Origin of the sequence: Nitrosomonas sp. GH22 (genome assembly GCF_009833115.1) — a bacterium.
GTDB classification, from domain to species: Bacteria; Pseudomonadota; Gammaproteobacteria; order Burkholderiales; family Nitrosomonadaceae; genus Nitrosomonas; species Nitrosomonas eutropha.
The window spans coordinates 1-19,375 of record NZ_QRCA01000017.1 but is presented as its reverse complement, the minus strand read 5'-3'; the positions used below and the strand labels follow the sequence as shown (position 1 = coordinate 19,375).

General features: G+C 48.2%; 17 protein-coding genes, 1 tRNA gene and 2 pseudogenes. 10 read left to right on the top strand and 10 right to left on the bottom strand.

All coding sequences use genetic code 11. The features are described from left to right. Nucleotides 1–11: 11 nt before the first annotated feature. On the bottom strand, nucleotides 12–671 hold the full coding sequence (locus ABF86_RS06805; RefSeq protein WP_011635120.1) for a methanogen output domain 1-containing protein: 660 nt from the start codon (nucleotides 669–671) through the stop codon (nucleotides 12–14). A gap of 115 nt (nucleotides 672–786) precedes the next feature. Here ABF86_RS06805 and ABF86_RS06800 point away from each other — a divergent pair, with 115 nt between their 5' ends. Then, the gene (locus ABF86_RS06800; protein ID WP_240142255.1) at nucleotides 787–1,119 is read left to right on the top strand and encodes a hypothetical protein; all 333 of its coding nucleotides are present in this window, start codon (nucleotides 787–789) and stop codon (nucleotides 1,117–1,119) included. 27 nt (nucleotides 1,120–1,146) lie between these two features. Further along, on the top strand, nucleotides 1,147–1,575 hold the full coding sequence (locus ABF86_RS06795) for a DUF2231 domain-containing protein (protein WP_011635118.1): 429 nt from the start codon (nucleotides 1,147–1,149) through the stop codon (nucleotides 1,573–1,575). 34 nt (nucleotides 1,576–1,609) lie between these two features. Here ABF86_RS06795 and trpE read toward each other — a convergent pair whose 3' ends face one another. The 3 genes from trpE to rpe all read right to left on the bottom strand — a co-directional run bounded on the left by trpE (nucleotide 1,610) and on the right by rpe (nucleotide 4,624). Continuing rightward, a complete protein-coding gene (gene trpE / locus ABF86_RS06790) occupies nucleotides 1,610–3,097 on the bottom strand; it encodes an anthranilate synthase component I (RefSeq protein WP_011635117.1) in 1,488 nt (495 codons plus the stop codon). Nucleotides 3,098–3,206: 109 nt separating this feature from the next. After that, nucleotides 3,207–3,929 (bottom strand): phosphoglycolate phosphatase, encoded by a 723-nt coding sequence (locus tag ABF86_RS06785; protein ID WP_011635116.1) that lies wholly within the window; start codon nucleotides 3,927–3,929, stop codon nucleotides 3,207–3,209. Between the two features lie 14 nt (nucleotides 3,930–3,943). Then, on the bottom strand, nucleotides 3,944–4,624 hold the full coding sequence (gene rpe, locus ABF86_RS06780; protein WP_011635115.1) for a ribulose-phosphate 3-epimerase: 681 nt from the start codon (nucleotides 4,622–4,624) through the stop codon (nucleotides 3,944–3,946). A 171-nt stretch (nucleotides 4,625–4,795) separates the two neighbouring features. Between rpe and ABF86_RS06775 the strand changes: the two genes are divergently transcribed. Genes ABF86_RS06775 through ABF86_RS06765 form a run of 3 tightly spaced genes read left to right on the top strand, consistent with a single transcriptional unit; the run spans nucleotide 4,796 to nucleotide 6,986 of the window. After that, entirely contained in the window at nucleotides 4,796–6,124 is a 1,329-nt protein-coding gene (locus tag ABF86_RS06775) for an aminopeptidase P N-terminal domain-containing protein (protein ID WP_041353840.1), read from the top strand. Next, nucleotides 6,100–6,444 carry a hypothetical protein gene (locus ABF86_RS06770; RefSeq protein ID WP_011635113.1) on the top strand — a complete coding sequence of 115 codons (345 nt, stop codon included), beginning with the start codon at nucleotides 6,100–6,102 and terminating at the stop codon, nucleotides 6,442–6,444. The genes ABF86_RS06775 and ABF86_RS06770 overlap by 25 nt, the downstream gene beginning before the upstream one ends. 11 nt (nucleotides 6,445–6,455) lie before the next feature. Next, nucleotides 6,456–6,986, top strand: a complete 531-nt coding sequence (locus ABF86_RS06765; protein ID WP_011635112.1) for a DUF3617 domain-containing protein — start codon at nucleotides 6,456–6,458, stop codon at nucleotides 6,984–6,986. 17 nt (nucleotides 6,987–7,003) lie between these two features. Here the strand turns inward: ABF86_RS06765 and ABF86_RS06760 are convergent, their stop codons facing one another. From ABF86_RS06760 to ABF86_RS06750, 3 genes are all read right to left on the bottom strand, one after another. Then, a complete protein-coding gene (locus tag ABF86_RS06760) occupies nucleotides 7,004–9,301 on the bottom strand; it encodes a TonB-dependent receptor (protein WP_074684932.1) in 2,298 nt (765 codons plus the stop codon). 78 nt (nucleotides 9,302–9,379) lie between these two features. Then, nucleotides 9,380–10,342: a FecR family protein gene (locus ABF86_RS06755; RefSeq protein ID WP_074684931.1), complete on the bottom strand. Its 963-nt coding sequence runs from the start codon at nucleotides 10,340–10,342 to the stop codon at nucleotides 9,380–9,382. Between the two features lie 6 nt (nucleotides 10,343–10,348). Beyond that, nucleotides 10,349–10,858 carry a sigma-70 family RNA polymerase sigma factor gene (locus ABF86_RS06750; protein WP_011635109.1) on the bottom strand — a complete coding sequence of 170 codons (510 nt, stop codon included), beginning with the start codon at nucleotides 10,856–10,858 and terminating at the stop codon, nucleotides 10,349–10,351. Between the two features lie 246 nt (nucleotides 10,859–11,104). Between ABF86_RS06750 and tal the strand changes: the two genes are divergently transcribed. Together tal and ABF86_RS06740 are read left to right on the top strand one after the other, a co-directional pair. Then, entirely contained in the window at nucleotides 11,105–12,199 is a 1,095-nt protein-coding gene (gene tal, locus ABF86_RS06745; protein ID WP_011635108.1) for a transaldolase, read from the top strand. Nucleotides 12,200–12,278: 79 nt separating this feature from the next. After that, nucleotides 12,279–12,676 (top strand): annotated as a pseudogene (locus tag ABF86_RS06740) (integrase core domain-containing protein); the annotation flags it as partial. 103 nt (nucleotides 12,677–12,779) lie between these two features. Here the strand turns inward: ABF86_RS06740 and ABF86_RS06735 are convergent. Beyond that, complete coding sequence (locus ABF86_RS06735) at nucleotides 12,780–15,155, bottom strand: phosphoketolase family protein (protein ID WP_074684930.1); 2,376 nt, start codon at nucleotides 15,153–15,155, stop codon at nucleotides 12,780–12,782. A 44-nt stretch (nucleotides 15,156–15,199) separates the two neighbouring features. Then, nucleotides 15,200–16,375, bottom strand: coding sequence for an acetate/propionate family kinase (locus ABF86_RS06730; protein WP_074455893.1), 1,176 nt, complete (start codon nucleotides 16,373–16,375; stop codon nucleotides 15,200–15,202). 474 nt (nucleotides 16,376–16,849) lie between these two features. Here ABF86_RS06730 and ABF86_RS06725 point away from each other — a divergent pair, with 474 nt between their 5' ends. From ABF86_RS06725 to ABF86_RS06715, 3 genes are all read left to right on the top strand, one after another. Then, nucleotides 16,850–17,443, top strand: a complete 594-nt coding sequence (locus tag ABF86_RS06725; protein ID WP_074455934.1) for a peptidoglycan-binding domain-containing protein — start codon at nucleotides 16,850–16,852, stop codon at nucleotides 17,441–17,443. A gap of 251 nt (nucleotides 17,444–17,694) precedes the next feature. After that, complete coding sequence (locus ABF86_RS06720) at nucleotides 17,695–18,942, top strand: aspartate kinase (protein ID WP_074455892.1); 1,248 nt, start codon at nucleotides 17,695–17,697, stop codon at nucleotides 18,940–18,942. A 57-nt stretch (nucleotides 18,943–18,999) separates the two neighbouring features. Continuing rightward, a tRNA-Ser gene (locus ABF86_RS06715) sits at nucleotides 19,000–19,092 on the top strand. Nucleotides 19,093–19,199: 107 nt separating this feature from the next. Here the strand turns inward: ABF86_RS06715 and ABF86_RS06710 are convergent. Further along, nucleotides 19,200–19,375: pseudogene (locus ABF86_RS06710) on the bottom strand (IS481 family transposase); the annotation flags it as partial.

The window sequence follows — 19,375 nt, the reverse complement described above, 5'->3', positions numbered from 1 at the left end:
GGCCAGTGTGGCTATCGCGATCGCGATTCTTTTGTGCCGGTTATTTTGAAACGACAATGTTTACCGCCTCTCACAATACATTCCGTATGCTCGATATCAGCCTTCAATAGATGCTTCAAAAAACTAATATCAAGTTGGCAAAATTCACTGTGCTGCTGAGCGAGTTCCTGGTAAACACAGTTGTTCGCAACGATTTCTGCCTGATTTTCAGATAGCTGATGTAGCTTGGTGTCGTAACCAAGTTCACTCATGATGGTAACGGCTTCCTGCAGTCTGTCATTGTATGAGGAGTATTGCGTGATGCGATGCTCAAGCCCATTTGCCATTTCTTTTCCGAGCTCGGTCAGACACGTATCAAGCTCGCGTTCTCCCATGTTCTTATCTATCCAGGAAAGTAGCAGTTTTGCCAGAAATGAGTACCGTCGCTGGAAAAGTTCCAGGCCATTGGGTGTCAGCGTGTATACCTTGCCGGGTCTGCCGCCGGTACTTTCCTGCAAGGAACTTTGAATGAAACCACTGCCGCTTAGGTGAGTAAGGTGCTGATTGACGGCATTCCGGGAAATGGCCAGCAGACCGGATAATTCCTCTACGGTTAACCCTTTGCGATGATGCAGCAAGGTAGTGAGCAAAGACTGCTGGCGTTCTCCCAGCAACGATAAAGCAGATTTCATGATCAATTAAACATCATTTCAAGTTTTGACATATTTAAATTGCAAAAGTATTCTAGCGTGTAATATAGTAAAAACCCATTATTAAAAAGAGGAGGGAGTAAAGATGTCAATGACTATGATTGCAATTATAATTTTTGCGATTGCTGCTGTCGGAGGTTTGTTTCTGGCTTCAAAAGTGCTTTCCGGGCAGCTTGCGCCGTGGGCTGTTTCAATCGTGCATGCGCTGCTGGGTGCAGCCGGTCTGGTGACGCTGATACTGGTGGTGCTGGAGGGGTCGGGTGATAATCGTCTGACCGCTGCATTAGGTCTGCTGGTTGTGGCAGCATTGGGCGGGTTTTATCTTGCCTCAATTCACATGAAAGGTAATGTGGCATCTAAAAATATTGTTTTTATTCATGCGGGGATAGCCGTAGCAGGCTTTCTCACATTGTTGAGCGTATTGTTTTAACGTAACCCTGAAAAAGGAAACCTTGCTATGAGACACCCCGTTCATCCAATGTTGGTTCATTTTCCGATTGCAACCTGGTTTATATCAACGTTGTGTGATATTGCTAGTTTGTTTACGACAAATGAGCTGGTCAGCCGGATGGCCGGGGTGCTGCTCATTATTGGAACGATTAGTGCATTGTTTGCCATGGTGGCAGGATTGATGGAGCTTGCAAAAATTGATCAGCAAAGCCCTGCCATGAAAATTGCCAATCAGCATATGCTGTTGATGATGGCCAGCTGGTCGTTGTACACAGTTAGCCTGTTTCTGCGGTTGGACGGCACCCGGTTGGGACAACCAGGCCTGGCTGCTGTTGCCTTGTCGGTCTTAGGGTTGATCGTTCTCTGTATTGCTGGTTGGCTGGGAGGCAAGCTTGTTTACGAATACGGGGTAGGTACTCGTTCCAATCCGTCTTGAAGTAAAATTTCTTTGCCAGCAGGTAAGAGAATATTCAGGTAATTGCACTGTCCAGTCCGTTTTCGGCAATCTCTGCTGCGCGTAATAATGCTTTGGCCTTGTTGCATGTTTCAATCCACTCATTCTGCGGAATGGAATCGGCGACAATGCCTGCACCTGCCTGCACATGTAACATACCATCCTTGATGATTCCGGTACGGATAGTGATAGCCAGATCCATATCACCGTTGAATCCGAGATAACCAACTGCACCGGCATAGATTCCACGTTTTGAGATTTCCAGCTCGTCGATGATTTCCATTGCTCTGACCTTAGGTGCCCCACTAACAGTGCCTGCCGGGAAAGTGGCGCGTAATACATCAATGGCGTTCAGATCCGGTTTGAGTTTCCCTTCGACATTGGAAACAATATGCATAACGTGCGAATAATATTCTATTTGCATGTTTTCAGTGACCTTGACACTGCCTGTCCGTGCAACCCGGCCGATATCGTTGCGCCCCAGATCCATCAGCATGATGTGTTCGGCTCGTTCTTTGGGGTCTGCCAGTAAATCTACTGCCAGCGCCTGATCTGCCTGAATATTCAATCCACGTGGCCGAGTGCCGGCAATCGGGCGGACGGTAACCGTATCCTTTTCCAGTCTGACCAGAATTTCTGGTGAGGCCCCCACGACGTGAAAGTCACCTAAATGATAATTGAACATGTAGGGTGATGGATTAAGGCTACGCAAGGCACGATACAATGCGAGTGGTGAAGCGGAATAGGGTTTACTAGTGCGTTGTGAGAGGACAACCTGCATGATGTCGCCTTCGACAATATAGCGTTTAGCCTTTTCCACAACGGCAATAAAGTCAGCTTCGGAAAACTCATTAACAGCTATTCCGGAAGAGGTTGGTTTTTCGACTGGTACTGGCAGAGGCTCCCGCAGTTTATGTAATAATTTCTTGAGATGATCTTTCCCGGTCTGATAAGCATTTTCCAATGTTGGATTGATGTAGATAATCAGATAAAGTTTGCCGGAAAGATTGTCCATAACGATCAGTTCTTCCGAGAGCAGTAGCAAAATATCCGGTGTCTGTAACGTATCTGGACGGGCACGACCAGACAGCCTGGGTTCAATGTAACGAACGGTGTCATAGGAAAAATAGCCAGCCAGACCTCCGCCAAAACGAGGTAACTTGGCGTAAGGAGCAACTTTGAACCGATTTAGGAAAGAGTCAATAAAACCAAGTACATCGGTTGTGTCGATTTTTTCTTCTATAGTATCGTTACTGATTATACGAATATGGTTGGAGCAAGCTTCTAGCCTGGTTGTTGCGGGTAATCCAATAATCGAATAGCGTCCGAACCGTTCTCCTCCCAGTATCGATTCCAGCAGGTAAGAATAGGGCTGATTGGCCAGTTTGAGATAAATGGAAAGGGGAGTGTCGAGATCGGCGAATGTCTCCAGCACCAAAGGTATGCGGTTATACCCTTGTGCTTTCAGATCGTTGAATTCACTTTCAGATATGCAATGATCCATGGAAGGCAGAGTGTTACTAAAATGGTAAAGTGATGGAATGAGGTTATACCGGCTGTTGCATGTTTATCACGGTGACAAGCCGGTATAGCTTTATGTGTTTCATTGCCAGTCAGGCATCGCGCTGGCAGGTAATCAGACTGTTTGCTTCAACGATCGAATTAACAACCGCGTCACAATCGAGTTTGTGCACATCATGCCCTTCATTGTATCCATAGGGTACACAGAAGATATGGCAGCCTGCCGCGCGTGCGGCAATAGCATCGTTGGATGAATCACCGATCAGCAGCGCTGCGTTGGGTAAAACACTAAAATGTTTGCAGGCATGCAGTAGTGGCAGCGGATCCGGCTTTCTTTTCGGGAGGCTGTCACCGGACAGTACCAGTTCAAAGTAATCCCGCAGCCCGGTTTTGTGTAACAGCGGGAGTGTAAAGATTTCTGTTTTATTGGTAATGCAAATCAGGCGAAATCCACTCTGCTTGAGCTGTTCGAGTCCCTCGATGACGCCAGGATAGGGGCGTGTATACACATGCAAGTTCTCTGCGTAGCAACGTTCGTATATCGGCAATGCCTGCTCGAACAGTGCGGGATCCGGCTCATCATCCGGGCTGTTGGTAAGCGTGCGTTTAACCAGCTTGGGGACTCCTTTGCCAATAAAACTTTGTATGGTGGATAGCGGCAGTTCTGCCATGTGTAGCTCGCGCAGCATCGCATTGGCCGCTAGCGCGAGATCCTGGGCAGTGTCAAGCAGAGTGCCATCCAGATCAATGATGACAGCTTTAAGTGGAATCGGAAACGAGGTTCGATTGGACGGTTGTATGTTAGATTGGGTCATATGTTGGTTCCTGGTCAGGTAACTTTTGCTAATTCGGCCCGCATGGCAGCGATAACGCTATCGTAGCGATGAGGATCGCTGTCTTTACCTGCACTGTAAATGGCGGAGCCCGCAACAAACGTATCCGCACCAGCGCGAGCAATTTCTGCAATATTACTCACCTTCACGCCACCGTCAATTTCCAGCAGAATATCGCGACCGCTTGCATTGATGCGTTCTCTTGTCAGACGCAGTTTGTTCAGTGCCTCGGGAATAAAGGCCTGCCCGCCAAACCCGGGATTGACCGACATAATTAGGATCAGATCAAGTTTATCCAGAACATGATCAAGATACGAAAGCGGTGTGGCCGGATTGAAAACCATGCCTGCTTTGCATCCTTGCTCTTTGATGAGCCCGATGGTACGGTCAATATGCCGCGAAGCTTCCGGATGAAAGGAGATAATGTTGGCGCCCGCCTTGGCAAAATCCGGAATAATGCGATCAACTGGTTCAACCATCAGATGCACGTCGATAATTGCTTTGGTCAGAGGGCGGATCGCTTCGCATACCAGTGGCCCGATCGTCAGATTGGGAACGTAATGATTATCCATGACATCGAAGTGAATGATGTCCGCACCAGAATCCAGGACTTGTGTGACTTCTTCGCCTAGTCTGGCAAAATTGGCAGAAAGAATGCTAGGGGCAATGCGATACATGATTTGGCCTCATAAGGAAATGTTACATTTTAACCATAAAAAGAAACCGGGAGTTAATAATGCTTTTGTATCCATACGGGTTTTTCATATTATCGATGTCTGGAAGATACATGGTCGGTGGTCTGGCAAATTCCCGACTGTTTTCTGAAACTATTACTGGAATCCGGTGACATGATTCCAGTCCAGACGTATATCGATCGCAGAAAACAACTGCTGTCACACATTCAGCAAGGTGTTGCTGTAATTGCTACTTCACCGGAGAAATACCGTAACCGTGATACAAATTATCCCTATCGTTACGATAGCTACTTCTACTATTTAACCGGTTTCCAGGAGCCTGAAGCGGTTTTGTTATTGGTTGCTACCGGGGATGAAAACACATCGCAACAGATTTTATTTTGTCGGGACAAGGATAGTGAACATGAAATATGGAATGGGTTTCGTTATGGGCCGGATGCGGCACGAGAAGCATTTTGTTTTGACGCAGCTTATCCCATTACCCGGCTGGATGAGCTTGTCGGTGAGCTGCTAGCGAATCAACCTGTGGTATTTCATGCATTCGGTCATGATGTTTCCTGGGATCAGCGTGTGATCGGGTGGATCAGCCGTGTGCGAGAACAGATCAGGAAAGGCATATCAGCACCGGCAGAAATACGAGATATCCGCCATTTACTCGATGAAATGCGCTTGGTCAAGGATGATCATGAACTGGCGGTGATGCGGGAAGCAGCCAGGATTTCAGCTGATGCACACAAGCGCGCCATGCAGGCGACTCGTCCCGGTAAGCATGAATATGAAATAGAAGCTGAACTGCTCTATGAATTTCGTCAGCAAGGTGCTCAGTCTCCCGCTTATACATCTATTGTGGCGGGCGGTGCGAATGCATGTGTATTGCACTATGTTCAGAATGACGCACGGCTGAAAGCAGGTGATTTGTTGTTGATTGACGCTGCCTGTGAATTGCATGGTTATGCAGCGGATATTACACGTACTTTTCCGATAAATGGTAGCTTTTCGGCTGCACAGAAAGATGTTTATCAGTTGGTACTTGCTGCCCAGCTGACTGCCATTGATGCAGTTCGGCCGGGTAATAATTGGGATATGCCGCATCAGGCAGCTTTGCGGGTACTGGTACAAGGATTGATTGACTTGCGCTTATGCGAAGGTAGCCCGGATGCAGTGATGGAAACGGAATCCTACAAACGATTCTATATGCACCGGACCGGTCACTGGTTAGGGTTGGATGTACATGATGCGGGAGAATACAAGCAGGCCGGACAGTGGCGTACACTGGTTTCTGGGATGACGCTGACTGTAGAGCCAGGTTGTTATATTCGCCCCGCCGAAGATATCCCGGAGCATTTCTGGAATATTGGTATAAGAATCGAGGATGATGTAGCTGTTACATCGACCGGGCATGAAGTGCTTACCCGGTCAGTGCCTAAAAGTGTGGTTGAGATAGAGGAGTGGATGCAATGCATGACGACTACAGAAAAATAATTATTAGAAGGATTATTCATCAGGGGCAAGCTGATCCGACAGGTGAATCACTGAATACATCGCCGATTAACCGGTGGGCATTTTATCTGACGCTGATACCAGTAGTGATTGTGGTGGTAGTGTTGGGTGCGTTCTTCTTTTCGATTGTACTGGCGTTGTTTGCGGCTGTGGCAGCAGTAGTTAGTGCGCGATTGTGGTGGCTGCGGCGCAAACTCCGGCAATCAATGGCTGCTTCGGCTGAGCAGAGTAACGGGATAATCGAGGATGCTGAAATTATTGAAATCAGGGAAGATAATAAAAAGAACCGTGGACATCATTGACTGATACCGCTATGTACAAGACTACATTCAAGGTTATATTGATTGTCCTGCTGTTAATGGTTAGCACGCTTGGTCGGGCTGAAACTGCCATCCGGGCCGGGTTATGGGAAGTGACAACCCGATCGGATTTACTCGGGCTGGTTCAACATGTTCCATCCGAGCAGATGCAGCAAATTACCATGCTGGCCAAACAGTACGGAGTGAAAATTCCGCGGATCAAGGATGGTGCGGCTACTTCTCGGGTTTGTATCACGCCGGAGATGGCACAACAGGATATTCCCTCTAATTTTTATGAGAATCAGTCCGGATGCACGGTTGTCAATGCCAGTCGATCCGGGAATCGCTATCAAGTGGAACTCGTTTGCGATAATCCGCGCTTTAAAGGGAATGGCCATGCTGAAGGTGTTTTTTCTACACCTGAAAGTTTTACTGGGAGAACAGAATTCAATAGTACAGTGCAGGACATGCCGGTTTATGTATCTGCTGACACAACCGGTCGCTGGATTGGTGAGCAGTGTGAAGCTGTACAACCTGTACGATAGATTTGAAATTTTTGTTTTCACCAGTTGAACCGTATGCCACCGTAAATTGCCCGACCATAGCCGGAATTGAAGAGTGCGGAGGTGGCATCAGCCGTGCCGGAGGTGATCGTGGTTGAGATGTAGCGGGTATCAAGTAGATTACGTCCTTCGAGGTAACCGGACCATTTTTTACCTGGGTCATAGCTGATTCTGAAGTTTAGGAGCGCGTATGAGCCAATGGAGAGATTATTAGCATTATCAGCGTAGTAGGCTCGTGGCATCCATTCCACATTTGGACCGGCGTGGAATCCATTCGGATATTTGTAGAGCACTTCTGCGCGCAGGTAGTGGGGTGGTACGCCGGGCAGCTTGTTGTTTCCATAAAGGGTGTCATTGTCAAAAAAGAAATCGTTGTAGGTGTAGGCTATGTCGAGCCAGAGAAGATCTTTCCGGGCGGCGATTCCTTTGAGAAATGCGGCACCGAATCCCAGTTCGATCCCCTGATGTACGGTACGATCTGCATTGACTACCGTACATGGGCTGAACGGCGACGTTCTCAGGCATTGCAGCTCATTTCTGATATGGGCGCGATAGAAGGCGATATCCCATTTGAAATCGGCTCTGTGCCCGCGTGTTCCGATTTCATAGGTGGTAGCAGTCTGGGCATCGAGTTCCGAACTAGCGGGTGTCATAAAGGTGTTCGTGTCGAAAGTCGGTACTTCGGCACTGCGTGAGATATTGGCAAAGATCTGTACATCGGGAGCAATGTCCCACAACAATCCTCCTCTGGGGCTGAAGATGCTGTAAGCACGGCGGCCCGACTGATCGCCATCCGCCAGGAAACGGTCATTCCGGTCGCGAATCGCATGCAGGAACTGCCCGCCAGCAACCAGCGCGACATTCTGCAGGAAGTAGAAACTGTTTTCCACATAGATTGAATAGTTCTGTGATTTATCTACCGTGGACATGGCGAGTGCACTTTTCACCGCATCTCCCGGGTTGATATATTCTTTGTAGTTGATTTTGCCGTTATGAACGTTTGCACCCGCGACGAAGCGGTTGCGGAAGCCGGCGATCAGACGGTCATCGGTTGCACGCGCGAAGCCGCCGTAGTCATGGACATAGTAGTCCAGGTACCGGTAGATAGGATGATCCACATGGCGATGGTGGCCAAAGAGACCAAAGTCGACCGTGGTGGGGCCGAAGCGTAGCGTAGTCTTGTTGGCGAGCCGCACTGAGTCGATGTTGCGTTGCTGATCCTGCCGTACGAACTCGGGATCGGCGCTGCGTGGTGAATCCAGCGCCATGCGCTTGGTCAGCTCGCCTGGTAAACGCTGGCGCCATGTATTTGCGTTCAGGTAAAAGCGTGTCTCGGCATCCGGTAAGAATCGATAACCGAAGTTGGCACTACCGAGTACCATATGGCCATTGCTGTGATCACGATAGCCATCCTCGCGCTGTGCCGATGCAGTGATGAAATAATCATGCGGGCCGTGGATTCCGCTCGTGCTCACCTGTCCTTTCATATAGCCGAAACTGCCTGTATCCACTCGCCCGCTGAACCGGGAAGCATCATACCCTGTCGGTGTGACGAGGTTGATTGCGCCACCGAGAGAGTTGGCTCCGTAACGCAGTGCATTGGCACCCTTGAACACTTCGACGTAGCGGTAAGCACCTGGATCGATTTCGAAGACATCGAACAGGCCGTCAGCAGTGTTGATCGGGATGCCGTCCATATACATATTGATGCCACGGTTGCCATAGTTGCGCGTTAATCCGGAGCCGCGGATCGATATCCGGTTATCGATATTCGATTTGGGTTGGGCGATGACACCGGGTATCCAGCCGACGATGTCCTTGATGGTTTGTGCCGGTGTACTTTTGAATCGGGCATCGGATATGACTTCGACGGCACCGGGTGTGTACTGGATATTGGCCGTTGCCTGTGCGGTATTCGGAACGGTTAGTGAGGCTTCGTTACCGGCCGCGGATGAATCAGTGGTGATGGTGATTTCAGGTAAAACCGTATTGGCAGCAGCCTGGCTGATGACGACCATGCTGTTATCGACCATCTCGTACTTCAACCGGTTTTTATTCAGTACCTGGTTCAATGCTTCTGCCAGTGTGAAGTTGCCGTGTAGAGGTGGAGAAAGATGATTTCGGGTGATTTCATCCGCATAAATCAGCTTGATGCCAGTGATATTGGCCAGGTGATTCAGTGTGGAAGAAAGAGGCTGTGCAGGAAGATTGAAGGAATAGGGGATGTCATTTTGCGCATTGGCCGTATTCGCCCATAGCAGAAGCAGTAACGAAAATAATCCGGCAATAGATTTCATGGTGTTTTTCTCCAGTCAGGAAGGTATAAAGGTTTCTGATGTCCTGTCTGGTAAGACGTGAAAAACACGATGAACTGGTCACATTTTTTTATTTATCCGGTCGATCAGCAGGGTTTGCCCGTCCGGCAGTTTTTTTACCCTGACTGGTAAAGCCTTTTCCAGGCTGCTGAGGAAAAGTGGCAGATCACGGGTGCCGAATGTTCCGCTCAGCGTCTCATGTGCAATGGCGGGGTCAGTAAAAATGAAGTGTACCGGGTGATAGCGTTCCAGCTCGGTTGTGACTGCTGCCAGAGGAGTCTGGCGGAATATCAGCCGCCCGTGCTGCCAGGCTGCGATCTGTTCGGTATCGACCGGGCGGAGGACCGCATGATCACCGCGAGAGGAGTAGTATTGCTGATATCCTTCATCCAGACGTACGCCATCGATTTCCACCGCGCCTTCCAATACCGTGACTGAGATCTCATCCTGCTGTCTGTGTACGTTGAATTGGGTACCGATATCCTGGATTTGCAATTTGTCTGTATGCACGACAAAAGGACGCCAGGTTTCGTGTGCAACGTCAAAAACGGCTTCTCCCGCATCCAGCGTAATTTTGCGTTGCAGGTAAGAAATGCGGACGTGCAGACGGGTAGCCGTATTCATGTTGATACGGCTGCCATCCGCTAGGGAGATGAGACGCTGCTCTCCCAATCGGGTGGAATAAGTGACGGTTTCAGCGTTGTATTCCAGCCAGCTGATACTCATCAAAGCAGATGAAATCAGGAAGAACAGTGCCCAGCCGAATATGCCGGCCGGCTGGTGTTTGGGCCGGCGTCGTCTGGCTTCATGCAAACCGGGAATATCGGGTGTTTCTTTCAGTTTGTCTGTTTCAGACCATAAGCGCTCAGCATGCGTATAGGCTGCCTGATGAGCTTCATTTTTACAGAACCAGCGGTTGAATTTCCGCTTGTCTTCATCCGTACAGTGTTCAGACTGTAATAGAAAAAACCACTTCAGTGCCTGTTTGAGCAGCTGTTCGTCAGGAGGGCCGGAAGCGGACATATAGTATTACCGGTCGGTCATACGGTTCATGCTGCGGTGGCAACGCAACATAGCCTGTACCAGACGTCGTTGCACGGTTTTCTCGGAAATATTGAGATGGATGGAGATTTCACTGTAACTGAGCTCATCGATTTTACGCAGCAGAAAAACATCACGGCAACCTTGCGGCATAGAGGCGATCGTATCCAGTAATAGTCTGCATTGCTGCCGGAGACTCACGATTTCATGCGGCTGGAGCAGCGGGCAGGGCAGGGTTTCGTCGAGCAGCAGGTATTCTATTTTATTTAAGGGGTCACGCTGGTGATCCATCGCCAGGTTATGGCCGATCCGGAACAGATAAGCGGACAAACTCAATATATTCGATAAATCGCGGTGGCCCAGTAACCGGATATAGGCTTCCTGGGCGAGATCAGCTGCTGTTTCACGGCAACCGACCAGACAGGTGATGCGACTGATCAATTGTGACTGGTATTGTTTATAAAGTGCTGTAAATACGGGGGAATCCGATGAAGACATGATGCAGTAGCGAAAAGAGTCATAATAACCATTGTTTGTCCGGATCAAATTATCCGGACAAAAGCAGGAAATGAGAATGCGACAAATTGTCGCAGGAAGAGGTAGCCGAGCGATTGTTGGCGCCGGGTTGCCGATGCGGCAACATCATTCAAAGGTCGTCAGCCATAGCGATTTTATCTGATGCACGTATACTGGGTATTGCCGGCGCGCAGTTATCGGTCCGGCGATTTTCCAAGGAGCAGAATTATGAAAGCGACACAACTTTTGCATAATCTCGGCCAGAGTCTCTGGCTCGATAACATTACACGTGATTTATTAATTAATGGCACACTCAAACGTTATATTAATGAGCTGTCAGTAACAGGGTTAACCTCGAACCCGACAATTTTTAACCATGCGATCAAGCATAGCGATGCTTATGATGCTTCCATCCGTGCTGATCTGGCACAAGGAAAATCGGGTGAGGTAATTTTTTTCGATCTGGCGCTAGAGGATCTTACTCAGGCTGCTGATTTATTTCGTCCGATTTATGACCGTACCAATGGCATTGATGGTTGGGTATCGTTAGAAGTATCTCCTCTATTGGCATACGATACCGCCAGTACCATTGCAGCTGTAAAGAATTTGCATAGTCAGGTGGAGCGGCCGAATCTTCTGATCAAGATTCCAGGAACCAGGGAAGGTTTGCCTGCCATTGAAGAAGCAATTTTTTCCGGAATTCCGATCAATGTGACTTTATTATTCAGCCGTGAGCAGTATGTGGCGGCAGCCGAGGCTTATCTGCGTGGAATTGAGCGGCGTATCGAAGCTGGACTGAATCCTGATGTGATCTCCGTTGCATCCCTGTTTATCAGCCGGTGGGATGCGGCAGTGGCTGGCAAGGTTCCAGAAGCATTACAGAACAAACTAGGTATTGCCATTGCTCATCGCACCTATAAAGCGGTATGCGAACAGCTTGGCTCCGCCCGCTGGTTGCGTATCTACAATGCGGGTGCACGGCCGCAGCGTTTATTGTGGGCTAGTACAGGTACCAAGGATCCCAAGGCTTCTGATGTGCTTTACGTGACAGCGCTTGTTGCACCTTTTACAATTAACACCATGCCTGAGAAGACTTTGAGTGCGCTGGTAGATCATGGTGATTTGAGTGGTGGAACTATGCCTGTTGATGGCGGTGACAGTGAAGCCGTTCTGCAACAATTTGCTGGAGCAGGGATTGATATTGATGCTCTTGCTGCCAGGCTGCAGGAAGAGGGAGCCAAAAAATTTGTAGATTCCTGGCGTGATCTGATGGAGGTAATTGCCTCGAAGTGCATGATGATACAGAAGGAAAAAGCAGATTAGGGCGACGGGAAGCAAGAAGACAGTTACTGCATCAGCGAACGGCTACAGGATATTTGTTGACATGAGAATAACCAGTCAGATCAGGATCCCCGTATTCTGACAGGCAACGGCAAGTCATTTACTGATGGACTGTTTGCCAGCCATGAACGCAACCCCAGTGACAATCATCAGTTTGACCAACTATGCCAGGAACTCGGTATCGAACATCACCTGATCCGGGGGTCACGTACTGCGCAAACCAATGGAATGGTCGAACGTTTCAACAGACGTATTGCTGATGTACTCAAAACACATCGATTCAATAGCGCTGAAGATCTGAAACAGACTCTGATACGTTATGCCAGTCTGTATAATTAGTAACTGCCGCAGTCTGCCCTCAAGAGTAAAACTCCAATACAGGCCATGAAAGAATGGTATAAAACGCATTCCCACCTCTTTCATAAAAAACGATACAATCATCTGGGACGCGATATTTAGTCCCACGAATGCTGGTGTAAGATATCCTCGCTTATCGTGGGACTAAACAGTAAACAGCTACAGACAATATAAAACAATCCAGTTGATGGTTATATTATTGATATCACGGTAGTGTCGTCCATTTCCAATCTCTGATTTCCGGCATATCTTCACCGTGGCGGTTGATATATTCGCGGTGCTCGATCAGTTTGTCACGCATGATTTGTCTGAGATAGGCTGCGTTATAACCCAGATGGGAAACGCGGTCGATGACGTCATCAACCAGATGGAAGCGATCCATGTCGTTAAGTACCACCATATCGAATGGTGTGGTAGTAGTGCCTTCTTCCTTATAGCCGCGCACATGCAAATTATGGTGGTTGGTACGACGGTAGGTTAGGCGGTGAATTAGCCAAGGGTAGCCGTGATAGGCAAAAATGATAGGTTTGTCTGTGGTGAACAAGGTGTCGAATTCCCGGTCAGATAGACCTTTCGGATGTTCCAGGTGATGCTGCAGAGTCATCAGATCAACGACGTTGATCACCCGGATACGCAGGTCAGGCAGGTGTTCATGTAGAATGCTCACAGCAGCTAGGGCCTCAATAGTTGGAACATCTCCGGCGCAGGCAATGACGACATCAGGCTCGCCGTCCTGGTCGTTACTGGCCCATCCCCATATGCCGATACCGGCCGTGCAATGCTTGATCGCGGCATCCATATCCAACCACTGCAGTTGTGGCTGCTTCCCGGCAACGATGACATTAACGAAATTACTGCTGCGCAGACATTTGTCTGTGACATACAATAGACAGTTAGCATCAGGCGGTAGATAAATACGGATGGTGTCGGCTTTTTTGTTGATCACATGATCAATGAAACCAGGATCTTGATGGGAAAATCCGTTATGATCCTGACGCCAGACGTGGGAAGTCAGCAAATAATTGAGTGAGGCGATGGGTCTGCGCCATGGGATTTCCTTGCTGATTTTTAGCCATTTGGCATGCTGGTTGAACATCGAATCGATGATGTGAATGAATGCTTCATAGCAGGAAAAAAGACCATGCCGCCCAGTCAGTAGATAGCCTTCCAGCCATCCTTGACAAAGGTGTTCACTGAGAATTTCCATTACTCGGCCATCTGGCGCCAAGTGTTCATCCTCAGCTAAAGTTTCGGCCAACCATGTTTTGGGTGTGACCTCATACAGGTTTCCCAATCGGTTGGAAGCTGTTTCATCCGGCCCAAATACCCGAAAGTTACAGCTTCTTAGATTCAGGCGCATGATGTCTCTCAGGAAGCTGCCCATGACCCGGGTCGCTTCAGCTTCAATCTGGCCGGGTTGTGCAACCTCAACCGCGTATTCCCGGAAATCTGGCATATGCAGTGGTTCTTTCAGTAATCCACCATTAGCATGCGGGTTGGCACCCATTCTCCGATTACCAAGCGGTGCCAATGCCTGGAGTGGTTCAATCAGCCGTCCGTGAGTATCGAACAGCTCCTCTGGACGGTAGCTTTTGAGCCAAGCTTCAAGTTGCTGGAGATGTTCCGGTTTTTTTGCCAGCTCTGAGAGGGGTACTTGATGGGAACGCCAGGAGCCTTCTATTTTCAGGCCATCGACTGTTTTGGGTCCAGTCCATCCCTTCGGGGTGCGCAGGATGATCATGGGCCAGCGGGGATACTGGGTTACGCCCTCGAGTCGGGCTTGGGCCTGGATCGATCTGATTTCAGTCAATACCTGATCTAGTGTACTGGCCATGAGCTGATGCATGGCCAGTGGATCTTCTCCTTCAACGATGTATGGCCGATAGCCGTGGCCATAGAACAGCTGATTCAGTTCTTCACGGCTAATACGTGCCAGAATGGTGGGGTTAGCAATTTTATAGCCGTTCAGATGTAAGATCGGCAGCACTACACCATCTTGAGCTGGGTTAAGAAATTTGTTGGAATGCCAGGCAGCTGCCAATGGCCCGGTTTCTGCTTCTCCATCACCTACGACACAGGCTGCGATCAGACCCGGATTGTCGAACACCGCACCGAAGGCATGGGAAAGTGAATAACCGAGCTCCCCCCCTTCATTGATGGAACCAGGGATTTCTGGCGTGGCATGACTGCCAATTCCGCCTGGAAAGGAAAATTGGCGGAACAGATGCTTTATCCCCTGGATATCCTGCGAAATATCAGGATAATATTCAGAGTAAGTGCCTTCCAAATAAGTGTTGGCAGCCAGCGCAGGCCCGCCGTGGCCGGGACCAGCTATGTAGATCATATTCAGATCATCACGTAGGATGACGCGATTGAGATGGGCATAGATGAAATTGAGTCCAGGTGTCGTTCCCCAATGTCCTAGCAAACGGGGCTTGATGTGTTGCAATGTCAGCGGAGCTTGCAGCAAGGGGTTGTCGAGCAAGTAGATCTGGCCGACTGAAAGGTAGTTGGCGGCACGCCAATAAGCGTCTATTTTTTGCAGTACATCCGGCGTGAGAGATTGTGGGGTCTGAGTCATGTTGAATACCTCATTAAGGTCAGGTTATCTGGAATCGCCCCAAGTTACGCCATGATGAGTCGTAATGTATGGTGAGCGATGATGCTCTCTTCATCGGTTGGCAAAACGAGGACCGGGATATGGCTTTCAGCAGTGCTGATACGAATGGCATTGGCTTGATTGGCAGACTCGTCAAGCTTGATCGACAGCCATTTGAGGCGAGCACAGATCCCTGCTCGGATCTGTGGTGCATGTTCGCCGATGCCAGCAGTGAAAATCAAACCATCGATACCTTCCAGTACGGCTATCATTGCACCCAGTTGGCGGCATACCTGCCAGATGAACAGGTCAACGGCATGTTTGGCGCGGGGGGCATTGCTGGCTAATAACGTACGCATATCGGCGCTGATGCCGGAAACACCTAGTAAGCCAGCGTGACGATACAATAAGTCTGTCAGCATGTCGTGATTCATTTGTTGCTCCCGCATCAGATAGAGCAATACTGCCGGATCGAGGTTGCCGCAACGTGTACCCATCGGCAAACCTTCTAATGGTGTGAATCCCATCGTAGTGGCGATACTTTTGCCCTGCCGCAAAGCGCACAGGCTGGCACCATTGCCAAGATGCGCTACTACGATGCGTCCTGCTGCACGATCGCCTAGATGATCGTGCAGAATATGGGCAATATACTCGTAGGAAAGGCCATGAAAACCATAACGCTGGATTCCCTGATCTGTTAAATGGCTAGGTAGTGCATAAATCCGTTCTTCATCAGGCATGGTACGATGAAAACTGGTGTCGAAACAAGCAACCTGTGGCAAATCTGGCTTGAGTCGTTTTAATGTTTCAATTCCCGCCAGGCTGTCAAGCTGATGCAGAGGCGCCAGTGGAACCAGTTGGAACAGTTGGGTGATGACTTGCTCATTGATGATGACTGGCTGGTCAAATAATATACCGCCGTGAACGACGCGATGGCCTACTACCGTTGGTCGTTGTTTATCTGTTTGTGTCTCCAGCCATTGTAAAATCACTTCTATCGCACTTTCATGATGGGGAACGTGAAGGTGCTGCTGCCAGAGTAATTCTCCTCGGGAATCCCTGACTTGAAACTGGGATGAAGTATTGCTGCCGATCTCGATTTTTCCCCGGCAGATTATCGATATACTTTCGTATGTTGTTCGATAGAGTGCGTATTTGATACTGGATGAACCGGCATTGAGGACAAGAATGGTTTCGTTCATGGTAATTTCCTAAAAATATTTGCCGGGACCGATTTGGCACGGTGTATGCGCTAACTTGTGAATTATTGAAATCCAGAGTGATGTGGGTGAAACACACGAATAAATGACTGATGCATAGGGCTATATAGCGTAATCTGATCAACCTGAAATTCGAGCATTTATAATTTATATGCAGGCTGTCTATTGTTTTATGGCCTGTTGACTGTAATTCGGTGTTTCCTCGGCTGGCACCAGATTACATATTGCTGTCAATTCTGTGTGATTTTATTTTTTAACCTGATACATTATTAACCTTGTCAAACAGGTTTCGTATAATCACGTAGAGTAAAATAACCACGTTGCGGAAGAATGTGTATCAGGAGTGTGTTTACTTGATCTGGGGATGATTCAATTAGGGAGATGGAGTTTTCGGGCTTGGTTTTAGTACCGAGAGTATCTAAAAAATGCATCGATTTTTTACGGGGAAATTCAGAAATGAAAAGAATAAATTCTGATCGTTTTGCAAAGAGTGTTTTGGTTCTGTTTCTTGTTGGAGTTATTTCCGGTTGCGGTGACCAACCTGAAGAAACCGCCAAGCAAAATCAGCCAGAGATAACTTCGAAAGCTGCTCAGAGTAATGAGAGTGCAGTTGAACCGGGACTATCTGAAGCTGGAGAAGCAGCAGAAGCGACAGAAGAATCATTGGAATCCATACTGGCAAGAGCAGATGAAATTATTCAACGAACCGGATCGGCAGTCAATGCTGAGGGTGATGATGTAAAACACGAATTGGAAGAAACTGCTGGGAATTTTGCTGAAAAAGCTGATTCTGTTCTGGCAGAGACTCCAAAAGTAAATGAGGCAATAAAAGAAACTGTCAATGATGGGTTGGAAGTTGTCAAAGCTACACCGGATCTGATTCGTAAAATTCAGAAGGCGTTGAAGGATGCGGGTCTAAATCCCGGGGCGGCAGATGGCATGATGGGCCCTCGTACTCAAAATGCATTGGTGGATTTCCAGAAACAGCATGGTTTGGCCGAAGGAAAAATAACCAAAGAAACGTTGCGGGAACTGGGAATTACTTTCTAATTTTCTGCGGCAAATAGCGGTTTTGCCCGGGAATAATAAATCTATTCCGGCTATGGAATCTGACTGGGTGTGATGTAATGTGTGTGAGTCAGTCGGCAAAACCGTTTTTTGCAGAATAATGATGACGCTACGGTAAGGCTTTGATGCAGAGAAGCCTGGTATTTTTGTTCAGAATCCTGAAATAGAATTCTTCCGAAGAACTGTGTAGAATTTCCGACCGTTTAATTATTTATTTCTGAGAGATATCTTTCGTGGCGTTCCTTGTTCAAAAGTATGGCGGCACTTCGGTAGGCAGCGTTGAGCGCATTAAGCAGGTTGCGCGCCGAGTGGCTGAATTCCAGGCGCAGGGACACAAACTGGTGATTGTTGTGTCTGCCATGAGTGGGGAGACAAATCGCCTTATCTCTTTGGCAAAGGAAATTCAAACCAATCCAAATCCTCGTGAACTGGATGTTGTTCTGGCAACGGGTGAGCAGGTTACGATCGGGTTGCTGGCAATGGCTTTGCGTGAACTGGGTATCAAGGCAAAAAGTTATACCGGTCCCCAGGTCAGTATCACAACTGATAGTGCTCATACCAAGGCGCGTATCTTGAAGATTGATGAAGATCATATTCGTGCTGATTTGACTGCTGGCAATGTGATTATCGTTGCCGGATTCCAGGGTAGGGACGAAGCGGGTGATATCACTACACTCGGGCGAGGTGGCTCAGATACGACTGCAGTGGCACTTGCTGCAGCACTCAAAGCTGATGAATGCCAAATCTATACGGACGTCAATGGTATTTACACAACAGATCCACGAGTAGTGCCGGAAGCTCGAAAACTGAATACTATTACCTTTGAAGAAATGCTTGAGATGGCCAGTTTGGGCTCCAAGGTGCTGCAGATACGTTCGGTAGAATTTGCCGGGAAATACAAGGTCAAGCTAAGGGTTCTTTCCAGTTTTGAAGAGGGTGAAGGTACGCTGATCACGTTTGAGGAAGATAACAAGATGGAACAGCCTATAATCTCAGGAATTGCATTTAATCGTGACGAATCGAAGATCACGGTTGTTGGTGTGCCAGATCATCCGGGTATTGCTTATCAGATACTGGGTCCGGTTGCAGATGCCAATATCGACGTGGATATGATCATTCAAAATATAGGACGTGACGGTACCACTGATTTTTCATTCACGGTTAACCGCAATGAATACACCCGGACAATGGATATCCTGAAAGAACAGGTGTTGCCGCATATTGGTGCTCGTGATGTGATTGGTGGAGAAAAGATAGCCAAGATTTCGGTGATTGGTGTAGGGATGCGTTCTTATGCTGGCATAGCCAGTAAAATGTTTCGTGTTCTGGCTGAGGAAGGGATTAATATTCGAATGATCGCAACTTCAGAAATCAAGATTTCTGTCGTAGTAGATGAGAAATATATGGAGTTGGCTGTCCGGGTTTTGCATAAGGCCTTTGATCTGGATCAGGCGAACAACATTGATGTGAAATCATGTTAATATTGTTAGCTCTTTAAATTGTAAGCCGTCTAAGAAGCTGCAAGAAATATCATTTACGGAGAGATGGCCGAGAGGTCGAAGGCGCTCCCCTGCTAAGGGAGTATAGGCTCAAAAAGCTTATCGAGGGTTCGAATCCCTCTCTCTCCGCCAATTGCTAGTATACAACCGTATACGACAATGTAGAAAACCAGCATGTTTAAAATATTGCGGGTTTTTTATTGTCTGCAACGATAGATGGCAGTTGCTTGACATAGATGCTAATTGTCGCATCCCGGATGATTGTATGGTTTTTTATGAAAGAGATGGGGATGAGTTTTATGCCATTCATTCATGGCCTGCATTGGAGCTTTACTCTTGAGGGCAGACAGCGGTAGTTGCGGGTTTACAGACTGACATAACGTATCAGGGTCTGTTCCAGATCTTCAGCGCTATT

Bases quoted from the DNA above. Each gene is read 5' to 3' on its own strand.
- ABF86_RS06770 (WP_011635113.1), top strand. From the start codon at position 6,100: ATGCATGACGACTACAGAAAAATAATTATTAGAAGGATTATTCATCAG.
- ABF86_RS06765 (WP_011635112.1), top strand. From the start codon at position 6,456: ATGTACAAGACTACATTCAAGGTTATATTGATTGTCCTGCTGTTAATG.
- ABF86_RS06755 (WP_074684931.1), bottom strand. From the start codon at position 10,342: ATGTCCGCTTCCGGCCCTCCTGACGAACAGCTGCTCAAACAGGCACTG.
- ABF86_RS06795 (WP_011635118.1), top strand. From the start codon at position 1,147: ATGAGACACCCCGTTCATCCAATGTTGGTTCATTTTCCGATTGCAACC.
- ABF86_RS06805 (WP_011635120.1), bottom strand. From the start codon at position 671: ATGAAATCTGCTTTATCGTTGCTGGGAGAACGCCAGCAGTCTTTGCTC.
- ABF86_RS06760 (WP_074684932.1), bottom strand. From the start codon at position 9,301: ATGAAATCTATTGCCGGATTATTTTCGTTACTGCTTCTGCTATGGGCG.
- ABF86_RS06750 (WP_011635109.1), bottom strand. From the start codon at position 10,858: ATGTCTTCATCGGATTCCCCCGTATTTACAGCACTTTATAAACAATAC.
- ABF86_RS06735 (WP_074684930.1), bottom strand. From the start codon at position 15,155: ATGACTCAGACCCCACAATCTCTCACGCCGGATGTACTGCAAAAAATA.
- rpe (WP_011635115.1), bottom strand. From the start codon at position 4,624: ATGTATCGCATTGCCCCTAGCATTCTTTCTGCCAATTTTGCCAGACTA.
- ABF86_RS06730 (WP_074455893.1), bottom strand. From the start codon at position 16,375: ATGAACGAAACCATTCTTGTCCTCAATGCCGGTTCATCCAGTATCAAA.
- trpE (WP_011635117.1), bottom strand. From the start codon at position 3,097: ATGGATCATTGCATATCTGAAAGTGAATTCAACGATCTGAAAGCACAA.
- ABF86_RS06800 (WP_240142255.1), top strand. From the start codon at position 787: ATGATTGCAATTATAATTTTTGCGATTGCTGCTGTCGGAGGTTTGTTT.
- ABF86_RS06725 (WP_074455934.1), top strand. From the start codon at position 16,850: ATGAAAAGAATAAATTCTGATCGTTTTGCAAAGAGTGTTTTGGTTCTG.
- ABF86_RS06785 (WP_011635116.1), bottom strand. From the start codon at position 3,929: ATGACCCAATCTAACATACAACCGTCCAATCGAACCTCGTTTCCGATT.
- ABF86_RS06775 (WP_041353840.1), top strand. From the start codon at position 4,796: ATGATTCCAGTCCAGACGTATATCGATCGCAGAAAACAACTGCTGTCA.
- tal (WP_011635108.1), top strand. From the start codon at position 11,105: ATGAAAGCGACACAACTTTTGCATAATCTCGGCCAGAGTCTCTGGCTC.